This is a genomic window from Rhizobium pantanalense (assembly GCF_030182525.1).
Classification (GTDB): Bacteria; Pseudomonadota; Alphaproteobacteria; order Rhizobiales; family Rhizobiaceae; genus Rhizobium.
This window is the reverse complement of sequence record NZ_JAQJCH010000002.1, coordinates 53,619-76,099: the sequence shown is the minus strand read 5'-3', so window position 1 is coordinate 76,099 and position 22,481 is coordinate 53,619. Positions and strand designations below refer to the sequence as shown.

The window sequence follows — 22,481 nt, the reverse complement described above, 5'->3', positions numbered from 1 at the left end:
AAGAGCCGGCTGCTCGCTCACTTTGCAGTAAAGCTCAAGCTTTGGCTGGCAAAGCGCGGGGATGAGATTTCGAGGTTGATCGTCCCAGCCTTGCCCGTTGCCTGCAACCAGAAACCCGTGGTTCCACCCTGGAATGCCACCGTTTGTGGTCCGAGGAGCTTGCCCGGGCCATCGATCTTGACCGTAATGGCTTCATTGAGAAAAGCCAGACGCAAGCCCGCCTGATCGAGGGCACGCACGATGACGCGCACCGTGTCACGCTCATCCGCGCGGAGAATATTTGCATCGGCTTCTACCTGCAGCGAGGTCGGCAGCGGATTGGCGACCATATGCTGCTGCGCCACCGGCTTGCCATTGATGTAACCGGTGAAATGCACGTCCTCCCACTCCATCCCCCATACGCCGAGTTCGTCCGGTGTGAAGGAGCGGTGATCGAAAACGACGGGAGGATGCGGCAGGTGCGGGAAAGTCTCCCTGTCCGGGCCGAGACGCTTGGTCAGAGAACCGTAGCGCAGCTCGATCTCGTCGCAATTGGTGAGCACGATCAGTGGCAGGGCGCCGCCGATATTGCGCTCGCCACGCGCCCAGATCGTCACCGGCTTCATGACAACCTCTTCGGAAGGCTCGCACTGGCTGGCATAGACATAAGCGGCGAATTTCGGCTCGCGGAACATATCCATGACGCCGTGATAGCAGATGCGGTCACCCGAGCCGAAATCGCTATGCGTGTTGTAATCGAACATGCACCAGCCGATGGCGCCTGATATCGACGGGTCGCCATAGGCGGCATTCAGCACTTCCAGATGTCGGCGCACATGCTCGGCCTGGCGCTGCTCCTGATCGTAGATCTTCGTCGGGTACATATGGCCGCCGAATTCGGTGATCAGATAGGGTACGTCCTTGGAAAGGCCGGTATTTTCCTGCTGCGGCCTGAGCGGCGTGCGCGGCCGGTTGGCACCCGGCAGTTCTTCGTTGCCGAGGATGAAATCATTCATCGTGTAGACGTCCTCGAGCATCTCGCTCTCGGTGATATAACGAACGCCGCCCGTCTGGCGCGTCGGATCGAGCTCGCGGGCCAGGCGGTTCGTCTCGGCGTAGAAATGATGGGAATCCTGGGATTCGTTGATACGCACACCCCAGATGACGATCGAGGGATGGTTCCAGTCGCGTTCGATCATTCGACGCACGTTGCGGATCGATTCCTGCTGCCATTCCTTATCGCCGATATGCTGCCAGCCGGGGATTTCCTCGAAGACCAGCAGGCCGATGCGGTCGCAATGGTCGAGGAACCACTTCGATTGCGGATAGTGCGAGGTGCGCACGATATTGCATTTCAGCGTGCGCTTCATGATTTCAGCATCACGCTCCTGTGCGGAACGGCCCATCGCATAGCCGACATAGGGGAAGGCCTGATGGCGGTTGAGACCGCGCAGCTTCAGCTTCCTGCCATTCAACAGAAAGCCTTCCGCTGTGAAGCTCGCCGCGCGGAAGCCGAAAGTCGCGGCGTGACGGTCCGCTCCATGCTCGCTCACAAGCTCCACTTCGGCCGAATAAAGAACGGGATTGTCGAGTTCCCAGAGCGAAAGACCGGAAAGCGCGGCAAAGCTGAGCTTCACGCTTTCACCCGATGTGTCAGCCTGACCGGAAGCGATGGCTGCGCCATCGGCAGAGCGCAAAGTAACCGTCACCGTACCCTTGAAAGCGAGATTTTGAGGATTGGAGATGTCGCAGCGCACCGTCGCGGATTTGCGGTCGGAAAGGACATCTGCGGTTTCGACCTTGATGTTGGCAACCGAGACCGGATCGGTCAGCTTCAACCAGACATCACGATAGATGCCGGCATAGGTCAGGTAATCGATCCGGCCGCCGAAAGGCGGGATCTCCGGGTTCTCGCTGCCATCGATCTTGACCGTGATCAGGTTCTCACCCTTATGCAGGCGGCCAGTCAGGCGCGCCTCGAACGGCGTGTAGCCATCCTTATGAGCAACAATCTCCTCGCCGTTAAGATAGACGACGGCATCGGCCATGGCCGCATCGAAGATCAGCGATACCTCACGGCCTGCGAAGCTCTCATCCCAATTGACGATTTTCTGATAGGTGAAGGCTCGCTGATAGGATTTCTCGTCGAAATAATTGAAGGGCAGTTCGACGGCCGTATGCGGCAGAGTGACCTGCTGTCCATCCTGCGGGCGGGCGGCATCCCCGGGCGAGAACCCTTCATGAAACGTCCAGGATTCATTGAAGGCGACAACAGAACGCATATTCAATCCTATCGATTAAGCCCGTCGCATCGGATGACGAACAGATGTTGCTGGGAAGTCAGGCGCGCGGCGAGGCAGGCGGGACGCCGCGGGGCGATATCTATACAGGCTCGCCACCGTTGCGCAATGCGACCGGTTGGCGGATTTCCATTTTCAAGACAAGCAAGCGATAGCAAGGAGCCGACCTATCACGGATCTATCGGCTCCGCCCGTTCTTCGTCTCCTCGACCGGACTGCGCACCGCGGCATACATGCCGGTGGTACGGAACTCGGTTGGATTGATGCCGTAGATGCGGCGAAATACCTTGGAGAAATAATTGGCATCGTCGAAGCCCGACATGATCGCGACTTCCTTGACCGGTATGAAGGCAGCCTTCGTCAGCAGCTTCGCCGCGCGCTGCATGCGCTGTTGCAGCACGAATTCCGCCGGCGGCACCCCTTCGCTCTCGGCGAAGACTCGCGAAAAATGCGCGCGGCTGAGACCACCCACCTTCGCAAGCTCTTCGACCGGCAGCGGCTTGTCGAGATTGGCATTGATGTGGTCGATGACGATCTGCATGACGGAGCGGTCGGCGGCAAAGGCATGTGAGCCGAAAACGTCGTCATAGAGCGCCATGGCGGCCTCATAGGCGATGGCAGAAGCCGAAGCCGGCGTCGAGGCGCCCTTCACGAGCCGAAGGCTGCAATCGGCAAGATGATCGATCGTCGCTTGCTGCAGCTTCAGGACGGGGCCGGCGGCAGCGAGTATCAGGCGATGGATACGCAGCGCTTCCTCGCCGTTCATGGAGATCCAGAAATATTCCCAGCGCTCCCCCTTCTCCAGCCAATAGCGGTGGTTATGCGGCACGAGAACGAGCAGCGTATCGCCGGCATTGACGCGATAGTTACGGCTCTCATAGCGCAGCCGACCTGTGCCGCTGATCGTGTGCTGCAGCACGGTGAATGGTGTGAGGCCGCGTCGTCGTCCATCCCAATCATAGGGTTCGTCTTCGCGGACTTCATATCCGGCACTGGTCGGCATGGCATGCAATCGGTGGCGTCCACGCGGCAGGGAAACCGTCCGCATGACCTGTCCGTTATCGATCAATTCTTGCAGCACAAAATTACCCTCAAAAGCATAATAGTTCTCTGTTCGCCTCGCCGATTATAGGCATAATCCCGCCAGAAAACAGCGCATGCTCGCCGGCGAGGAACGGCGATCGGAGGAAAAATCTCGATTTCGGCCTATTCCGCAGCCGATTCGGCACTGGAGGAAAATGCCGTCGATTTCCCCTGCCGCTGCTTGTTTGATCGACTTGAAGGTGAGGATCATGAGTTTCAAAATCGCTATTATCGGCGCCGGCAGCGTCGGCTTCACGAAAAAGCTGTTCACCGACATTCTCTGCGTGCCGGAATTCCGCGACGTCGAATTCGCGCTGACCGATGTGAGTGAGCACAATCTGACGATGATCAAGGCGATCCTCGACCGGATCGTTGAATCCAACAGGCTGCCGACGCGTGTCACGGCGACCACGGATCGCCGCAAGGCTCTGGAAGGCGCGCGCTACGTTATCAGCTGCGTGCGCGTGGGTGGCCTGGAAGCTTATGCCGAGGATATCCGCATTCCGCTGAAGTACGGCATCGACCAGTGCGTCGGCGATACGATCTGTGCCGGCGGAATCCTCTACGGCCAGCGCAATATCCCGGTCATTCTGGATTTCTGCAAGGATATCCGCGAGGTCGCCGAGAGCGGCGCCAAATTCCTGAACTATGCCAACCCGATGGCGATGAACACCTGGGCGGCCATCGAATACGGCAAGGTCGACACGATCGGCCTTTGCCACGGCGTCCAGCACGGCGCCGAACAGATCGCTGAAGTGCTTGGCGCCAAGGACAAGAGCGAACTCGACTATATCTGCTCGGGCATCAACCACCAGACCTGGTTCGTCGATCTCCGCCTCAACGGCCGCAAGATCGGCAAGGATGAGCTGATCGCCGCCTTCGAGGCGCATCCTGTCTATTCGCAGCAGGAAAAGCTACGCATCGACGTGTTGAAGCGTTTCGGCGTCTATTCGACCGAGAGCAACGGTCACCTGTCGGAATACCTGCCCTGGTACCGCAAGCGTCCCGACGAGATCAACCGGTGGATCGACATGTCGGATTGGATCCACGGCGAGACCGGCGGCTATCTGCGCCACTCCACCGAGACGCGCAACTGGTTCGAGACGGAATTCCCGCAGATCCTCGACAGCGCCTCGCAGCCGATCGACCCGGCCCGCCGCTCCAACGAGCATGCCAGCCATATTCTCGAAGCGCTGGAAACCAACCGCGTCTATCGCGGTCATTTCAACGTCAAGAACAATGGCGTCATCACCAATTTGCCTAATGATGCCATCATCGAGTCGCCCGGCTTCGTCGATCGCTTCGGCATCAACATGGTGGCGGGCATCACCTTGCCTGAGGCGTGCGCTGCCACCTGCATTTCCTCGATTAACGTTCAGCGCATGTCAGTCCATGCGGCCATCAGCGGCGATATCGATCTCTTGAAACTCGCCGTATTGCACGACCCGCTGGTCGGCGCCGTCGCCACGCCGGAGGAGGTCTGGCAGATGGTCGACGAAATGGTCGTCGCGGAAGCGCGCTGGCTGCCGCAATATGCGCATGCCGTGGACGAGGCGAAGGAGCGCCTGTCGCGCGGCAAGGTCAAGACACGCGACTGGAAGGGCGCGGCGAGCCGCAACGTTCGCTCGATCGAGGAGTTGCGCGCGGAGAAAGCAGCCTTGAAACAGGCTGGCTGACGAGCAGGCAGGCCGGAAGGTGGAGGTTGAGGCGGGATCTTAAGGGGATGTCCCGCTTCAACCAGCCATCTTTCGTTTCAAAGGAGGAACGCGAGGTCTCGAACGGAACGCTCGCGATTTAGGGAGAGAGAAAAGATGAGACATTTTCGACCGATCGGCCTTCTGGCTGCGTTGACGATTGCCACATCCGCAATCGCGATCAGCGCCCATGCAGCCGACGCGACTGTGCCGCCCGTTCCACCGGTCTTCCCGGCGGAAGGAAAGATCAAATATGTCGAGCGCAATTCCATTCTAGAATTCAAGGCGCTGCCGGAATACCACGAGCCTACCTGGATGACGGAGAAGTTCGTCAAGACCGGCAAACTGCCGCCCGTCAAGGATCGCCTGCCGAAAGAGCCGCTCGTGTTCAAAACCGGCAACATGCCCGACGGCATCGGTGTCTATGGCGACACGCTGCGCCATGTCATCGGCGGCCGGCCGGAAGGCTGGAACTACGGCGCCGGCCAGACGCAGGGCTGGGGCGGCATCGACATCGGCCTTTCGGAGTGCCTGACGCGCACGGCTCCCCTCTTCCAGGTGGAAGCGAAGGACACCGAACCGCTGCCGAACCTCGCCAAGAGCTGGGAATGGTCGCCGGACGGCCATAAGCTCACCATGCACCTGATCGAAGGTGCAAAATGGTCCGACGGCGTGCCCTTCAACGCCGATGACATCATGTTCTACTGGGATGACGAGGTCATCGATCCGAATGTCTCGCCGCTTGGCGGCGGTGCATCTCCGGAAGCTTTCGGCGAAGGAACGACCCTCAAGAAGATTGACGATTACACAATCGAGTGGACCTTCAAGGACGCCTTCCCGAAGCAATATCTCTACACGATGGCCTATCCCAATTTCTGCCCAGGCCCGTCGCATCTTTTGAAGCCGCAGCACCCGAAATATTCCAAGAACACCTACGACCAGTTCAAGAATGCCTTCCCGCCGGAATATATGAACATGCCGGTCATGGGTGCCTGGGTCCCGGTCGAATACCGTTCCGACGATATCATCGTCATGCGCCGCAATCCCTATTATTGGAAGGTCGACGAAAAGGGCAATCAGCTGCCTTACCTCAACGAGCTGCATTACAAGCTCTCGACTTGGGCAGACCGCGACGTACAGGCAGTTGCCGGCTCCGGCGACCTGTCGAACCTCGAGCAGCCGGAAAACTTCGTCGCCTCTCTGAAGCGCGCCGCACAACCAGATGCTCCGGCCCGTCTCGCCTTCGGTCCCCGCCTCATCGGCTATAATCTGCAGATGAATTTCTCCGCAAATGGCTGGGGCAGTCCGGACGAGCGTGCCCAGGCGGTGCGCGAGTTGAATCGCAACGAGGATTTCCGTAAGGCCGTGACCATGGCGCTTGATCGCAAAGCGCTCGGGGAGTCGCTTGTCAAGGGACCGTTCACGGCGATCTATCCGGGCGGCCTATCCTCCGGCAGCAGCTTCTATGATCGCAATTCCACGGTTTACTACCCGTTCGATCTCGCAGCGGCGAAGGCCGAGCTTACAAAAGCCGGCCTGAAGGACACGGATGGCGACGGCATCGTCAACTTCCCTGCCGGCGTCAATGGCGGCAAGGATGTCGAGATCACCCTTCTCGTCAACAGCGACTACACTACCGACAAGAGCCTCGCCGAGGGCGTCGTCAGCCAGATGGAAAAGCTCGGGCTTCGGGTGATCATAAACTCGCTCGTTGGTCCCAAGCGCGACGATGCCAACTACAGCGGCCGCTTCGACTGGATGGTCCGCCGCAACAGCACGGAGCTTGCCTCGGTCGTGCAGAATACCGAACAGCTTGCACCGGTCGGCCCGCGTACCAGCTGGAACCACCGCGCCCCGGAAAGCGGTCAGCTGGACCTGATGCCCTTCGAAAAAGACATGGTCGATGTCGTCAACAAGTTCATCACGTCGAAGGATAACGACGAGCGCGTGGCCTTGATGAAGCAGTTCCAGAAGATCTCGACCGGGCATCTCTACAATATTGGCCTGACCGAATATCCAGGCGCTCTCATCATCAACAAGCGCTTCTCCAACGTTCCTCCGGGCACGCCGATCTTCCTGTTCAACTGGGCAGAAGATTCGATCATCCGCGAGCGGCTCTGGGTAGCGGCAGACAAACAGGGCAAATACGAGCTGTTCCCAGAGGAATTGCCGGGTGCCCCAGGCAGCGCCGGCCCGATCAAATAAGGTCTCAACCAACCCCATGGCAGCCGGTATGATGCCGGTTGCCATGGGACCTGAAACATCCAGCGATCAGCTATCGCCGGGTTAAATGAAGCGCTGGCGATGTCGTTCCTGGAGAATGGGACAGTCGACAGCATCAAGAGAAGCGAACCGTCCCATGTTACGATTCCTGCTCGTTCGCATAGCCTCCGCCATTCCCGTGCTCCTGATCCTGAGCGTGGTGACGTTTGCCATCATCCAGGCGCCGCCAGGCGATTATGCCGATTACATCCGCTCGCAACTGATGAACCAGGGCGGTGCGTCCTTCGAACAGGCGGATGCCCAGGCGCAGGCCTATCGCAAGGAACATGGCTTGGACAAGCCGATGATCGTCCAGTATTTCAACTGGATCGGTGGCATCGTCACCAAGGGCGATTTCGGCTACAGCATGGTCTACAACAAGCCGGTGGCCGATGTCGTCGGCGAGCGCCTGCCGCGAACGCTGGCCTTGGCACTCGTATGCCACATCCTGGCGTCCGTTCTCGGCATCGGCTTCGGCATATGGGCGGCGACGCGGCAATATAGCTGGATCGACAATCTGCTTGCCGGCATCTCCTTTCTCGGCATGACGGTGCCGCGCTTCCTGATGGCGCTGATCATCGTCTATCTCCTCGTCTTCCAGCTCAACGTCTCGGAGATCGGCAGCTTCTTCTCGCCGCAATATGGCGGCGCGCCCTGGTCCTGGGCCAAATTCGTCGATCTCGTCAAGCATGTCTGGCCGGTCGTCGCGATCGCCACCTTCGGCGGCCTCGCCTACAATATGCGCATCATGCGCGGCAACCTGCTCGATACGCTGAATGCCCAATATGTCGAGACGGCGCGCGCCAAGGGGCTTTCAGGCAGCGCTGTCGTCATGCGCCATGCCGTGCCGAATGCGCTGCATCCTCTGATCATGTATCAGGGCGTGGTTCTGCCCTATATGCTGACCGGCGAAATCGAGACCGCGATCATCTTCACGCTGCCGACGGTCGGGCCGGCGATCGTCGGCTCGATGGCGGTCGGCGACGTCTACGTGACCGCAACCTTCATGATGGTGCTTTCGGCAACCCTCATCGTCGGCAACATCATCGCCGACATGTTGCTTGCCCTGCTCGATCCACGTGTGCGTCAACAAGGAGGGATCCACTGATGCTAGCCTTCAGCAACTCCCCGCCGCCACCCGAAGAGAAGATCAAACAGAAGAGCGGCAACGAGAGCTACCTCGCGCTGGTCTGGCGTCGCCTGAAGCGTTCCTGGACCGGCATGGGTGGCCTTACCCTCGTCGTCCTACTCCTGCTGATGGCGATCTTCGCCGAATTCATCGCACCGCTCGATCCCAAGGCGACCGACACCGGCTTCGCGCCGCCGCAGGTCATCAGCTTTCACGACAAGGATGGTAATTTCGTCCTCCAGCCCCGGGTCTACGCGCTCGCCGAGACCAGCGACCTCGATCCGGTCACGTTCCAACCGATCGTCGGACCGGATTACGATCACCCTCGCCTGCTTGGTCTCTTCGTCAAAGGTGACCCCTATCATCTCTTTGGCCTGATCCCCGGTAACCGGCATCTCTTCGGCGCCACCGATGGCGGTCCCGTCCATTTCCTCGGCACGGACAAATTCGGCCGGGATGTGCTGTCTCGCGCCATCTACGGTTCGCGCATCTCCCTGATGATCGCCCTGACGGTGGTTGCCATCGTCACCGCCGTCGGCACTGCGGTCGGCATGATATCAGGTTATTTCGGCGGCACGCTTGATGCCTGGATTCAGCGTTTCGTCGAAGTGGTATTGGCTTTCCCGCAACTGCCGCTCTACCTGGCACTGACCTCACTGATTCCCGTGACGGCTCCGACCAACGTCTTCCTCGCCTTCGTCATCGTCGTCATGTCGGCGCTCGGCTGGGCGCAGATGTCGCGCGAGGTGCGCGGCAAGACGCTGGCTCTCGCGCGGATCGATTATGTACGGGCGGCAATGGCGGTCGGCGCGACCGACCGGCGCATCATCCTGCAGCATATTTTCCCGAACGTCATGAGCCACGTGATCGTGACCGTGACGCTCGCGATCCCAAGCGTCGTGCTGTTGGAATCCTTCCTCGGCTTCCTTGGCTTTGCCGTCAAACCGCCGCTGATCTCCTGGGGTCTGATGCTGCAGGATACGTCGACCTATTCGGTCATCGGCTCCTATCCCTGGATCCTTACTCCCGTCGCCTTCGTTCTCGTCACCGTCTTCGCCTTCAACGCCCTTGGCGACGGCCTGCGCGACGCGATCGATCCTTATTGAGAGGAGAACGGATATGGCTCTTGCACTCGTCAATTCCTTCGCTCCTGACAGGCGGCTCGATGCCGCGAACAAGACGGCCGCGCCTGTCATCGACGCCCGCAATATTGCCGTCAAGTTCAAGGTGGAAGACGGCATGGTCGATGCCGTCAAGGACATCACCTTCCAGCTTTATCGCGGCGAAACCATCGCCATCGTCGGTGAATCCGGATCGGGAAAATCGGTGACCGCCCGCACGGTGATGGGCCTCCTGACCAAGCGCGCTGTCGTCTCTAACAGGTCCGCTGTTCACTACGACGGCAAGAACGTGCTGAAATTCTCCGAACGCGCGCGCCGGCAGCTGCGCGGTGATCGTATCTCAATGATCTTCCAGGAGCCGATGAGCTCGCTCAACCCGATCTACACGATCGGCAGCCAGATCGTCGAAGCCATAAGGGTTCATCGCAAGGTCAGCCGCCGCGACGCGGAAAAGCGGGCGCTCGACCTCCTGAAGCAGGTTCAGATTCCCGATCCGGAAGCGCGGCTGAAGCAATATCCGCACCAGCTCTCCGGTGGCCAGCGTCAGCGCGTGATGATCGCCATGGCGCTCGCCAATAACCCGGACGTACTGATTGCCGACGAACCGACCACGGCGCTCGACGTCACCGTGCAGGCGCAGATCCTGAACCTCATCCGCAACCTGCAAAAGCAGCTGGGCATGGCCGTGATCCTGATCACCCACGACCTGACGGTCGTGCGCCAGTTCTCCGACTATGTCTATGTGATGCAGCATGGCGAAATGCGCGAGCACAATACGACCGAAGCACTCTTCGCCAATCCGCAGCATCCCTATACGCAGCACCTGCTGACCTCGGAGCCACGTGGACAGGCAAAGCCGCTGCCGCCGAACTGCGACACGATTCTCGAAGGCAAGTCCGTCAAGGTGGCGTTCATGCTGCGTCACGGCAGCTTCTTCAAACCCGACATGCGCGAACTCGTCGCTGTCGACAGCCTCAATATCGAACTGCGCCGCCACGAGACGCTGGGCCTTGTCGGTGAATCCGGCTCGGGCAAGACCACTTTCGGCCAGGCGCTGCTGCGGCTGATCGATGCCGATGGCGGCGAAATTTTCTTCGACAGGCAGCCGATCCATGGCCGGTCTCGCGCCGAGATGCGGCCGTTGCGCTCGCGCATGCAGATCGTCTTTCAGGATCCTTTCTCGTCGCTCAATCCGCGCATGACCATCGGCCAGATCATTTGCGAGGGGCTGATTGTCAATAATCTCGGTTCCAACAAGGCGGAGCGCCTGGAGCGCGTCAAGGAGGCGCTCGTCAGCGCCGGCATGCCGTCCAACATTCTCTCGCGCTTTCCGCACGAGTTTTCCGGCGGCCAACGCCAGCGTATCGCCATTGCCCGCGCCATCGCGCTCGAGCCGGAATTCATCCTTCTCGACGAGCCGACCTCCGCACTCGATCTTTCCGTTCAGGCCCAGATCATCGACCTCCTGCGAAAGCTGCAGGACGAGAAAGGTCTGAGCTATCTTTTCATTTCTCACGACCTCAAGGTCGTCCGCGCCCTTTGCCATCGCGTCATCGTCATGCAGCATGGCAAGATCATGGAGCAAGGGCCGGTCGAAGAGGTTCTGTCCCATCCCAAGACGGCTTACACAGAACGCCTTGTCAGAGCGGCGTTCGAAGTAGCTTCGTAGCATCCCAGGAGATTTTGAAATGACAGGCACTCCCAAGATCACCTTCATCGGCGCCGGCTCGACCGTCTTCATGAAGAATATCATCGGCGACGTCTTGCAGCGGCCCGCCCTTGCCGGCGCCAGGATCGCGCTAATGGATATCAATCCGCAGCGGCTGGACGAAAGCGCCATCGTTGCCCGCAAGCTGGCCTCGACGCTGGGCACTTCCGCGACGGTCGAAACTTTTACCGATCAGCGCAAGGCGCTCGACGGCGCGCATTTCGTCGTCGTCGCTTTCCAGATCGGTGGCTACGAGCCCTGCACCGTCACCGATTTCGAAGTGCCGAAGAAATATGGCCTGCGCCAGACGATCGCCGACACGCTCGGCGTCGGCGGCATCATGCGCGGCCTGCGCACGGTTCCGCATCTCTGGAAGATTTGCGAGGACATGCTCGCCGTCTGCCCGAACGCGATCATGCTGCAATATGTGAACCCGATGGCGATCAATACCTGGGCGATCGGGGAGAAGTACCCGACGATCAAGCAGGTCGGTCTTTGCCATTCGGTGCAGGGCACGGCGATGGAACTGGCGCACGATCTCGACATTCCCTACAACGAGATCCGCTACCGCTCGGCCGGCATCAACCACATGGCCTTCTATCTCGAATTCGAGCATCGCCAGCCGGATGGTTCCTACCGCAACCTCTATCCGGATCTCGTTCGCGCCTATCGCGAAGGACGCGCCCCGAAGCCCGGCTGGAACCCGCGCTGCCCTAACAAGGTGCGCTATGAGATGCTGACCCGCCTCGGCTATTTCGTCACGGAAAGCTCCGAGCATTTCGCCGAATATACACCCTACTTCATCAAGGAAGGCCGCGAGGACCTGATCGAGAAGTTCGGCATTCCGCTCGACGAATATCCGAAGCGCTGCATCGAGCAGGTGGCGCGCTGGAAGAACCAGGCCGAGGAATATCGCACGGCGGAAAAGATCGAGGTCAAGCAGTCGAAGGAATATGCCTCCTCGATCATTAATTCCGTCTGGACCGGCGAACCCTCCGTCATCTACGGCAACGTCCGCAACAATGGCTGCATCACCTCGCTGCCCTATAATTGCGCGGCCGAAGTCGCCTGCCTGGTCGATGCCTCCGGCATTCAGCCGACCTATGTCGGCGATCTGCCGCCGCAGCTGACGGCCTTGATCCGCACCAACATCAACGTGCAGGAACTGACCGTAAAGGCTCTGATGACCGAGAACCGCGAGCACATCTACCATGCCGCGATGATGGACCCGCATACGGCAGCAGAACTCGATCTCGATCAGATCTGGTCGCTGGTCGATGAGCTGTTGGCAGCCCACGGCGACTGGCTGCCGGAATGGGCGCGCGGCAATCGCAAGGTTCAGGCCGCGTAAAGCCCTCTCTCCCGGCTTGCGGCCCAAAGGGCCTCGCGGTGGCGCCGCGGGGCCTTACATTTTTAGCTTCCAGGAAAAGATGAAAATCCAATATGCGGGCGAATATCGCCTCGATAACCCATGGCAAAGCACCTTCGCCTGGGTTAGAAAACACACGCAGTTTGGAGGAGACGAACGACATGGCCAACTCGAACACATTCACCACCGGAACATTCGTCGGCCGCATCTGGCGCCCGGATGTGGAAGGCCCTGCTCTCGTCACCGTTCGCGATGGCACGCTCTATGACATCACCTCGAAGGAAACTCCGACCATGCGCGACCTTCTGGAAAAAGATGATCCGGTGGCTTTCATTCGCACGCAGAAAGGCGAAGCCATCGTCAAACTCGGCGATTTGCTTACCGCCAAGGCCGACCACGCGGCCATCCACCTTCTCGCCCCCATCGACTTGCAGGCGATCAAGGCCTGTGGCGTCACCTTTGCCCGCTCGATGCTGGAGCGCGTCATCGAGGAGCGCGCTGCCGGCAATCCGGACCTTGCCGAAGCGATCCGCGGCAAAGTGACGGCGCTGATCGGCGACAGCCTGCGCAACTTGAAGGCCGGTTCACCGGAAGCGGCCAAGGTCAAGGCAGCGCTGATCGAGGAAGGCGTCTGGTCGCAATATCTCGAAGTCGGCATTGGACCGGACGCGGAAGTCTTTTCCAAATCGCAGGTCATGTCGTCGGTTGGGCAAGGTGCGGATGTCGGACTGCATCCGATCTCCAAGTGGAACAATCCCGAGCCGGAAATCGTGCTGGCAGTCGATAGCCAGGGCCGTGTGAAGGGCGCCACCCTCGGCAACGACGTCAACCTGCGCGACGTGGAAGGCCGCTCCGCCCTGCTCCTCGGCAAGGCCAAGGACAACAACGCTTCCTGCTCGATCGGGCCGTTCATCCGCCTGTTCGACGAGACCTATAATCTTGATGACGTCCGCAACGCCGATCTCGACCTCAAAGTCGAAGGTGAGGACGGTTATGTGCTGCACGGCCGCTCATCGATGAAGGAAATCAGCCGCGATCCGCTCGATCTCGTCTCCCAGACCATAGGCCGTCACCATCAGTATCCCGACGGCTTCGTGCTGTTCATGGGAACGCTATTTGCCCCAGTCGAGGATCGCGACACGCCCGGCCAAGGCTTCACCCACAAGGTCGGCGACATCGTCACCATCTCCAACGACAAGCTGGGATCGCTGAAGAACCGCGTGCTGCTGTCGACCGAATGCCCGCCCTGGACCTTCGGCGCCTCGCATCTGATGCGCAACCTCGCCCGGCGAGGATTGATCTGAGACTTCAAAGGCAAATTGGCCACACCGACCCTACGCCTTGAAAGATCCCGCTCTCCCGGAAAGCGCCGCCAGATCCTCGGCAAGGCGCACGGGAAGATCCATGCACTCATGCAAGATGCTCATCACGCCGAGATCGCCATTACCGAGCTCCCGGAAAAAGACATAATGATGCTCGCAGCGGCTGAAATACGCCTCGTGTTTCACGTCGGCGGGAACTGCAAGACGCTGCGGAAGCTTGCGCCATATCACCCTTTCCTCGCATAGCCGCTGCAAACGGGTATGCAAGCCGGTGATATACGTCACCGCCTGCTTCTCTCCTGTACCCCGCCAAGTCTTGTCCTGCGCTGCATCCGCGCGCGGATAAAAGCGATACACCACCATGATCAGCGACGCGTATTGCGGCGAATGACATCTTCGGCGGAAACTGCGATAAACTCGCTGTCATCCGCGCGCATGGCCGGCGCAAGCTCTTTTGGAGCGCACCCCACGCCTGATTACGGGTTTGAAGGTCGCGACGGATCAAGGCGCGAATATATTCGCTGGCGTTATCATAAAGACCATTATCGCCGATCTGCCGCTGAATGTGATCTTGCAGCGCACCGCTGACCTTCACATGAACGCTACCCGACGCCATCGGAACTATCCTTCCATTCCACCTCAATTGCGGAGTTGGTAGCATATATTGTCAATATTCTTCACGGTAAGAACGCGCTGCCTACCGTGGGACTTCTTCATTGCCGGCGAGATCGTTGACGACTAAGCGCAAGATCCCAGCGATGCCAGTCTCGCCGACAGTTGTGCAGCATCGATAGAAGCAAGATTGCCGCCGGTGAAAAACGGATCGTCTGAAACGTCCCGTCCAATCCAGTGAGGCAATGTATGCGCTTCGAGCGACGCGACGGACTCCGCCTCGATCTCGCATAGAACCAGGCCGGCAAGCTGACCCTCGAAAACATCGAGGCAAAGCGGGGACGAGGCGATATTGTACCGCCTCTTCCGAATACCTTTGCCGTTCAGCGCTGAAAGAAGATCATATTCCTGCGATGTCAGGTAGATATTGACGATTGCGAGCGGATTGGCGCTCGGGCCGGGGTACTTCTTGCAGAGCTTGTATTGCTCGTCTCCATCTTCGCTGATGATCTTGCGCAGGCGTAGCCGGGTGTCATCGAGATAAAGATCTTCGATCAGCCGAGATGCTAGACCGGAAAGATCTGGAATGTCGCTGAGAAGAAATCGGCGTTCATATTCAGGCCGCGCATATTTCGGAATTGAGTTCGCCATATTGAAATGGGGCGCCCGCTTCCCAAATGCACGAGCCCCTGCCCCCTCAATCTCAATGGGTGGACATCGATTGCGGCTGGTTGAGGCGGCTTCGGACGGCGGTCAGTTCCGAAGTCGTGTGGTTGAGGCGATCTGCGAGCACGCGCATGATCTCGACGGCCATCTCCGGGAAATCGCTGAGTAGCTTCAGGAAATGCTCCTTGCTGATCTTCAAGGCTTCCAGCCTGGAAGTCGCTTTCACCGTGGCTGTACGGGAGACATCGCAGAGGATGGCAATTTCGCCGACGATGGAATTGAGGTCGACTTCGGCAACCTTGATCTCGCCGGCTGGGCTATCGACGAGAATATCAGCAGTTCCTGAAAGAACAACATAGGCCGCATCACCTTGATCGCCCTGATGAAACAGGGTTTGGCCAGCATTGTAGCTGACCCGATCGGACGTAAACGCCAAGAGTTTCAATTTTGCGGGTGCAATGCGCGAAAAAATCGGCACCCGCTTCAGCATTTCAACTTCGTCCTTCAGAAGCATGAGCTTCGGTACCCCCAGTGTTCGGCCCCAGACGCCACTGTCGAGATAGGATATTACGATAACAGTTCTTTGAACATACCGTTTTTCTCTAAAAGATCGGTGGTAGAGCCGTTTTCGACGAGGCTGCCGTGATCGAAAACCATGACACGGTCGAACAATTCGGCAAAACTGGGGTTGGAGAGAACCCAGATGATCGCTGGTGCATAATCGCCGCTATGGAGTTCGCCCAGAATGGCTCTCGCGATCTGATCCTGGACGCGATGGTCGAGCGCCGGCAGCGGGCGATTGCAGATGATGTAATCGGCTCGTTTCAAAAGAGCGCGACCAAGATTGAGCTTCTGGCGCTGCACATTGGTCAGGCGCTTGCCGCCTGAGCCTACGTCGAAATCCAGCCCGATCGACAGAACGCCATCATGCATGCCAAGACGCCCGAACACATCATACATGATCTGGTGGATGCGCTCCGGCGCGTTCGCCTGCTGATGCGCGATGCGGCCGAACAGCACGTTGTCCATCAAGGTGGCAGACGCAGTGAAGCGCTCCGGATCGTAGCGCTCGATGACCTTGGCGAGATCGGCCGGAATATTCTCGTAGAACTTCGCGCGCGCCTGCACGATCTTTTCCATCAGCACCTGCGTCAGAAGGCCGAAGCGGTGACGCGGTTCGATATAGGAGAAGCTCAGCCGGATGATGGCCGCACGCTCATCGTCGGTCGCCGCCTCATAGCCCTTGCCGTTGAGCTTCTGCAGCAGCGCCTCATACGTCGGGATGTCTTCCGCCGTCATGAAGGTCAGCTGCTGGAAGAACGGATGGTCCGGCGGCAGGTCCGTGAAGAGTTCGACTGCGTTTTCGGCAATCTCTAGCCCCATATCGTACAAATCGGATACCAGACCCGTCTCGGCGAATATCTGCTGGAAATAGGGATGAGCCGCCAGTTTGCGGTTGGTCATCTGCGGCCGCTTCAGCGTACCGAAAAGCAGATTTTCACCAACGGTCGCTTGCGGATTATAAGCATCGAACTCGAAGGGAACCACGAGATCCGCGAGTTTTTCCTCCTCAAGCCGCGATCGCAATGCCTGTCGCAGCTCGACGATGCGCGACGTCAGATCCTGATGTGCCGTGGCATCGACATTCGAGCGCAAGGCCATGTCGAAAATATCCTGCGACATGGCGACGGCATCGAGAACCGGACGGATGGCAGAGTAGATATCATCCGGCCCCGTCGCCCCGGCGGCGGCATAGTCCACCCAGTCGCTATTGAGATCGAATTCCGGATTGGCGGCACGCCGTGCCTCGGCCATGCTCCATTTGACCTTTGCCGCCTCATCCTCGCTGTAGACAGGGGCAACGAGCGGCGCATGCTTGAGCCCATAGAGGAGATTGCTGCGCAAAGTGCCGTGAAAGAAGAACGTTTCGGACGAGGCATAGGCGATGCGTCGCCCGATGAGCGATTCCGGCAGTTCCAGAATATCGTGGCCGTCGATCGAGATGCGGCCGCTATCCGGCCAGATCAGGCGTCCGAACGCCTCTGCAAGATATTCGCCGCCCGCACCGCTGTCGCCGACGATCGCCACCCTTTCGCCCGGATGAATTTCAACCGAAACGTGGTCCAGCACGCGCGCACCGCTGTCGTCGACGATGGTCAGATTGGTCGCGACGAGAGAATGGGTGATGCGGGCGGCGGGCGCGGGCGAAACCGCCTGGATTTTCGGATCGATCAGATGGTCGACGCTGAACTGTTCGACTACCTGATTGTATTTTACCTGGACGTCCTGACGCGACTGGTCCCAGTCGATCAGCTCTTTCAGCGGCCCGGGCAGGTCCTTATAAGCATTGATGACGGCGACGAGCTGACCGATGTCCAGCCGGCCCTGCAAGGCCAGGAAGCCGCCGATGAGGTAGAACAGGAACGGCGTCACCTGAGCGAGGAAGTTATTGATGAATTTGACCAGGAACTTCCACTGGTAAAGATCGTACGGATCGAGAAGATCAATCCGAGCCGGTGCGCAATGTCGGCGCGCTCCAGGTTCGTGGTATCGTTGGCATGGATGGTGCCGATGCCATCGACGATCTCGCCGACGCGGCCGGAAAGCTCACGCGCCGTCAGCTGCCGCTGGCGCCCGAGCTCCAGGAGCCGCTTGCGCATGCGGGGAATGACGATGGCCTGCACGGCGACGATGGCCGCGGCAATCATACCGAGCCAGAAATTCTGCATGATGATGAAGACGAGCGCCGTTACCGCCTGGCCGCCGAGAAGGGCGGGCTGCACGAAGGCATCGCCCGTAAAGCCGCCCATCGGCTCCACTTCGTCCTTGATCATGGTGGCGATTTCGGCGGGCTTGACCCGCTTGAAATGCGACGGCGGAAACCGCAAGACCCGGTCGATCAGCTCGAAGCGGATGCGGCGGAGCATGCGCTCGCCCAGACGTCCCTTGTAGGTATTGATATAGAGTTTGAAAAGGCCATTGAGCACGACAAGCGCCAAAAACACCATGCTCAGCGCAACGAGCATCCACATGCGCGTCAGCTGCACGCCCTGAAAAATCTCGACATGGCCGATGAGCGGCATGTCGAAAGCGATGTGCATGAAGGTCTGCGTATCGCCAGGATGCTCGAAACCCTTGCCCTGGATAGGTCCGTTGACGATCTGCTTCGGCAAGTCGAAGGACAGGAAGTACGGGATCATCGAGGCCGCGACGACGAGCAGTATCCAGACCTGCTCCAGCCGGGTATTCGACCAAATGTAGCGCGCTAGGCTTTTTTCCATTGCTTACTGCAGGCTTTCAAATTCAACGCCCAGCGCCAGCGCGATGCCGGCACCGATGTTGCAGAGATGCGGGAAGGTTTCGTTACGGATACGTGGCCCCATATGTGAAAGGGGACTCGGCCCGGTCTTTCGTCCACGCTCCTCCCGATTCATCGAATTTTCGATTTATATCACAAGATTGCGGGAATCCAGGAGGATAAAACGACAGGATGTCTCCGATATCAGCCGCGCACGTCGCTATCCGACCCCACGCAGAATGGCGGAAGTTCTGGCGGCGCCGCCAAGATCGATATCCGGGTTGCCTGGCTTGGGCCGGGACAGCGCCATGCTCACGGCCTCGACCAGTATGTCCGTCGTCAATCCCGCTTCCGGCAAGGCCAATGCCAATCCCAATCTCTCCAGCCGCTCGGCTCGGACGGATTGCTCCGTCTCGCCGCCGGCGGTGAAAGGAACCAGAATGGCGCGGCAGCCGGCCACGAGAAGATCGCCGACCGTATTATAGCCGGCCTGCGAAATCGAAAGCTCGGCGCCGCGCAGAAGAGAGGGAAAATCCTTGCGGAAGCGAACCAGCTCGACATTACCGGGCGCGTCGCTGGCGAGCTCTGCATAATCCCGCTCCGGCAGGTTCGGCCCGGCGATCAACAGCCAACGGAGATCGCTTGCCACGCGGCTTGCCGCTTCCAGCGAGGCGCGGATGAGGTCGCGTCCGACAGCGCCACCGCCGGCTGAAACGACGATGTCGAAGATTTCGACCGGTTCCGGCGGCAAAGCGGGTGCGACAAGACCCGTGTAGACAATCTTGTCGGCGATCGCCTCGGTCAGGGGAAAGGTCTCTTCCAGCCGGACGAAATGCGGATCGCCATGGACGAGCACACCATCGAAATGATCGCGAAGCAGGCCGACCGTCTCTTCGTCGCGCCCCGGTTTCTTCTGCTGCTGCAGAATGTCCCGCACCGAGGTATAGAGCCTCGGCTTCGGATCGGCTTCAGAAATGGCATTGAGCAGCGGCATAAGCTCGAAACGCATCTGCCTGCGACCGAAGGGAAAGGCCTCGATGATGACGACATCGGGCGCCGCCTGCCGGAACGCCTCCAGCAGCAAATCGCGGCGCCGAGACAGGAATTCCTCGCCGGCGGCATTGCCAGACTCATCGGCAAGACCGGAGAAGCCGGCGCTGCTCGCAACCACGGCCGGCAATGTAACGGAGGTGACGTCCGCCCCCGGGAAGCCGTTTACCGGCAGGCCGCCGGTAACCACCGTCACTTGGCAGCCGTCTTTCGCCAGCGCACTGGCGATGCGGCTCGCCCGCGCCAGATGGCCGATGCCAAGCAGATGCTGAACGTAAAAAAAGACCCGCAACTGGGAGCCATGCGAGGTTGTCATGCGGATTTCCGCCATTGATCTTCTCTCTGCCATTGCTCCTCGAACAGCCCCGTCAGTTGCCGGATGCTGGCGTGATAGTCAAAATGCTCGCGCACCCGCCTTTCGGCCGCTTCGCCCAGCCTGTGGCGCAGCGCCGGGTTGCGAATGGCGGATTCCAGCGCCACGGCGAGTGCCTGCGGATTCTCCGTAGGAACGACAAGGCCGTTCGCACCATCTTCGAGGAGTTCGGGAACGCCGGAGACATCGGTGGAGATGCAGACAAGGCGCTGACTCGAGGCCTCGACGAGCACATTCGGCAGTCCGTCGCGATCACCATCGGCGGCCACCCGGCAGGCGAGCGCGAAGATATCGGCCTGGCGATAATGGGCAAGCACGTCTTCCTGTGCCAGCGCACCCTTCCAGGCGATGCGGTCGGCGATGCCAAGCGTATCGGCCAATGTCTTGAGTTTCGTCAGGCCATCGCCGCCGCCAATGTGGGTAAAGCACCAGTTGAGATCGCCGGGAAGCAATGCCAGCGCCTTCAACAGCACATCGTATCCCTTCTTCTCCACCGCACGTCCAACGCTGAGGATAAAAGCGGGATCGGAAGCGTCCTTGCCATCGCGGCTGGAATGTTCGCCGGTGAAGGAGCCGAAGCGATCCAGATCCAGACCGTGATAGCTCAGATGGACCTTGTCGTCCGCTCCGACCAGATCGCGCATGTGCTCGAAACCGGTGCGCGTGCAGGTCACGGTCCAGCGGGCGCGGCCGAGCTTTTCCGAAAGCTCCCAGTCCGGTGACGTCCAGATATCCTTGGCATGGGCCGAACACGTCCACGGAACACCGGTCATGATGCTGGCATAGGATGTTACCGAGGCCGGCGTATGGATGAAATGTGCATGCAGCCATTCGCCGCCATCGGGCCATTCATGCGCCAGCACCAAGGCCTGACCGAAGCGCCGCACGCGGTTCGGAGTGATATCCCGCTTGAGATCGGTCCAGAACTGCTTCAGCAGCGGCTTGAACCCGGGCTTGCCGATACCAGCAAAGAAGGCGCGAAGCACCCTCAACGGTTCGTTGTGCAGATATTCGGGCAGATAGACGACACGCGCCTTGATCTCGTCATGGACGGGATGGCGCTTCTTGTCCGTAGGCTTGCGCATGGAAATCAGCGTCAGGTCGAAGCCGGCCTTCTCCAGGCCGAGCAGCTCCTGCGCGATGAAGGTTTCCGACAGGCGGGGATAGCCTTTCAGGACCACCAGTATTTTCTTCGGCATCGACAGGTTCCGGTGATCTACTCGGCAACGATCGATAGCGGCGTATAGCGCTCGCGGTCATCGAACCATTCGCCGACGGTGCGCGAAATATGCACGAGCCCTTCCAGGCGCATATTGCTGTTGCTCGCCGAAGGTGGCGCTCTGTTCGGCAGGCGCTTCAGCGCAGCGGCAAGCTGCTTCGGATCGGCCGATTCTTCCGGCAGCAGCATGTCGACGAGGCCCAGTTCGCTTGCCCGCTGCGCGCGGATGAGCTGCTCCTCACGCGGCCGCGTGCGCGGAATGATCAGCGCCGGCTTGTCGAAGGACAGGATCTCGCAATAGGTATTATAGCCGCCCATGGCGACAACGGCCTTGGCGCCGGCGATCAGCTCTTCCATCTTGTTGTCGAACTCGATGACCTGCAGACAGTCGATCTTGCTGGCGCGTTCCAAAAGCTGACCGCGTTCCTTGGCGGGCATATAGGGGCCGAGCACGATCAACGTCTTCCGTGTGAGAGAGCTATCCTCCTCGAAAGCGGCAATGACATCGCTGACGAGATCGGCGCCGTCGCCGCCGCCGCCAGTCGTCACCAGGATATAATCCTCGTCAGGCACATGTTCGGACTTCGTGCCCAGGGTGGAAACGCTGCGCTGCAGGAAGCCGACGAACTCCATCTTCCGGCGCACGCCGGGGGGAACGTCGAGACCGACGAGCGGATCGTGAAAGTCCGGCGGGCCATAGACCCAGACGCGATCGTAGAACTGATCGATCTTCTGCAGGACGTTGTTCTTCTTCCATTCGGCTTCCAGGAGATGCGGCGCATCCATGACGTCACGCATGCCGAGTACGAGCGTCGTGCCGCGCGCCTTGAGATAGGTCAGCGTCTCCTCGACTTCGCCTTTCAGCCCCATCGGCTCCTTGTCGACAATGAAAACGTCGGGCTGGAAGGTTTCGGCCGTGTGGCGAATGATCGATTGCCGCATCTTCAGCGTTTCCTGCAGCGCGACATGGCTCGCCATAGACGTATATTCGCCGTCGCGCAGCTTGATGACGCTCGGCACTTTGACGAAATCGACACGAGCACGATAATCGAATGCCCCCGCGATCGTCGCACCGGAAATGATCAGCACGTTCAAACCGCGATAGTCCTCGACCAGCGCATGGGCAATCGTTCTGCACCGCCTCAGATGGCCGAGACCGAATGTGTCATGGCTATACATGAGGATTCGAGCATCTTCTAAGCGCCGCTTCATAGGCAAAAACCTCTGGGGGTGAAAGTTATACGCGGTATATCGGCAAACGACATCCGCGGGCCGCTTCTCGAATTGCAATCCTGT

Annotated in this window: 15 protein-coding genes and 2 pseudogenes; 7 read left to right on the top strand and 10 right to left on the bottom strand. The window is 59.5% G+C overall.

What is annotated here, in order from left to right; genetic code table 11:
* Nucleotides 1-17: 17 nt before the first annotated feature.
* Nucleotides 18-2,261 carry a glycoside hydrolase family 2 protein gene (locus tag PH558_RS06445; protein WP_285202832.1) on the bottom strand — a complete coding sequence of 748 codons (2,244 nt, stop codon included), beginning with the start codon at nucleotides 2,259-2,261 and terminating at the stop codon, nucleotides 18-20.
* Nucleotides 2,262-2,457: 196 nt separating this feature from the next.
* On the bottom strand, nucleotides 2,458-3,360 hold the full coding sequence (locus PH558_RS06440) for a helix-turn-helix transcriptional regulator (RefSeq protein WP_483314132.1): 903 nt from the start codon (nucleotides 3,358-3,360) through the stop codon (nucleotides 2,458-2,460).
* A gap of 211 nt (nucleotides 3,361-3,571) precedes the next feature.
* On the opposite strand from PH558_RS06440, the gene melA (PH558_RS06435) reads away from it, so the two are divergent.
* The 7 genes from melA (PH558_RS06435) to PH558_RS06405 all read left to right on the top strand — a co-directional run bounded on the left by melA (PH558_RS06435) (nucleotide 3,572) and on the right by PH558_RS06405 (nucleotide 13,949).
* Nucleotides 3,572-5,038 carry an alpha-glucosidase/alpha-galactosidase gene (melA, locus tag PH558_RS06435; RefSeq protein ID WP_285202826.1) on the top strand — a complete coding sequence of 489 codons (1,467 nt, stop codon included), beginning with the start codon at nucleotides 3,572-3,574 and terminating at the stop codon, nucleotides 5,036-5,038.
* A gap of 135 nt (nucleotides 5,039-5,173) precedes the next feature.
* Nucleotides 5,174-7,261, top strand: coding sequence for an ABC transporter substrate-binding protein (locus PH558_RS06430; RefSeq protein WP_285202823.1), 2,088 nt, complete (start codon nucleotides 5,174-5,176; stop codon nucleotides 7,259-7,261).
* 154 nt (nucleotides 7,262-7,415) lie between these two features.
* Nucleotides 7,416-8,426, top strand: a complete 1,011-nt coding sequence (locus PH558_RS06425; RefSeq protein ID WP_095437090.1) for an ABC transporter permease — start codon at nucleotides 7,416-7,418, stop codon at nucleotides 8,424-8,426.
* Nucleotides 8,426-9,553: an ABC transporter permease gene (locus tag PH558_RS06420; RefSeq protein ID WP_285202822.1), complete on the top strand. Its 1,128-nt coding sequence runs from the start codon at nucleotides 8,426-8,428 to the stop codon at nucleotides 9,551-9,553. The genes PH558_RS06425 and PH558_RS06420 overlap by 1 nt, the downstream gene beginning before the upstream one ends.
* 13 nt (nucleotides 9,554-9,566) lie before the next feature.
* Entirely contained in the window at nucleotides 9,567-11,237 is a 1,671-nt protein-coding gene (locus PH558_RS06415) for an ABC transporter ATP-binding protein (protein WP_285202821.1), read from the top strand.
* Nucleotides 11,238-11,256: 19 nt separating this feature from the next.
* Nucleotides 11,257-12,627: an alpha-glucosidase/alpha-galactosidase gene (melA, locus tag PH558_RS06410; protein ID WP_285202820.1), complete on the top strand. Its 1,371-nt coding sequence runs from the start codon at nucleotides 11,257-11,259 to the stop codon at nucleotides 12,625-12,627.
* A gap of 179 nt (nucleotides 12,628-12,806) precedes the next feature.
* Nucleotides 12,807-13,949: a fumarylacetoacetate hydrolase family protein gene (locus tag PH558_RS06405; RefSeq protein ID WP_285202817.1), complete on the top strand. Its 1,143-nt coding sequence runs from the start codon at nucleotides 12,807-12,809 to the stop codon at nucleotides 13,947-13,949.
* A 30-nt stretch (nucleotides 13,950-13,979) separates the two neighbouring features.
* On the opposite strand, the gene PH558_RS06400 is transcribed toward PH558_RS06405, so the two are convergent.
* From PH558_RS06400 to PH558_RS06370, 8 genes and pseudogenes are all read right to left on the bottom strand, one after another.
* Nucleotides 13,980-14,330, bottom strand: a complete 351-nt coding sequence (locus tag PH558_RS06400) for a type II toxin-antitoxin system RelE/ParE family toxin (RefSeq protein ID WP_095437095.1) — start codon at nucleotides 14,328-14,330, stop codon at nucleotides 13,980-13,982.
* Nucleotides 14,331-14,332: 2 nt separating this feature from the next.
* Nucleotides 14,333-14,583: pseudogene (locus PH558_RS34205) on the bottom strand (ribbon-helix-helix domain-containing protein).
* Nucleotides 14,584-14,705: 122 nt separating this feature from the next.
* Nucleotides 14,706-15,230, bottom strand: a complete 525-nt coding sequence (locus tag PH558_RS06395) for a CYTH domain-containing protein (RefSeq protein ID WP_285202813.1) — start codon at nucleotides 15,228-15,230, stop codon at nucleotides 14,706-14,708.
* A 52-nt stretch (nucleotides 15,231-15,282) separates the two neighbouring features.
* On the bottom strand, nucleotides 15,283-15,759 hold the full coding sequence (locus PH558_RS06390) for a cyclic nucleotide-binding domain-containing protein (protein WP_015343447.1): 477 nt from the start codon (nucleotides 15,757-15,759) through the stop codon (nucleotides 15,283-15,285).
* Between the two features lie 53 nt (nucleotides 15,760-15,812).
* Nucleotides 15,813-18,526, bottom strand: a pseudogene (locus tag PH558_RS06385) (ABC transporter transmembrane domain-containing protein).
* Nucleotides 18,527-18,763: 237 nt separating this feature from the next.
* Nucleotides 18,764-19,909 (bottom strand): glycosyltransferase family protein, encoded by a 1,146-nt coding sequence (locus PH558_RS06380; RefSeq protein ID WP_285202811.1) that lies wholly within the window; start codon nucleotides 19,907-19,909, stop codon nucleotides 18,764-18,766.
* Nucleotides 19,906-21,165 carry a glycosyltransferase family 4 protein gene (locus PH558_RS06375; RefSeq protein ID WP_095437099.1) on the bottom strand — a complete coding sequence of 420 codons (1,260 nt, stop codon included), beginning with the start codon at nucleotides 21,163-21,165 and terminating at the stop codon, nucleotides 19,906-19,908. The genes PH558_RS06380 and PH558_RS06375 overlap by 4 nt, the downstream gene beginning before the upstream one ends.
* Before the next feature lie 17 nt (nucleotides 21,166-21,182).
* Nucleotides 21,183-22,397, bottom strand: a complete 1,215-nt coding sequence (locus PH558_RS06370; protein ID WP_285202807.1) for a glycosyltransferase family protein — start codon at nucleotides 22,395-22,397, stop codon at nucleotides 21,183-21,185.
* Nucleotides 22,398-22,481: the final 84 nt, after the last annotated feature.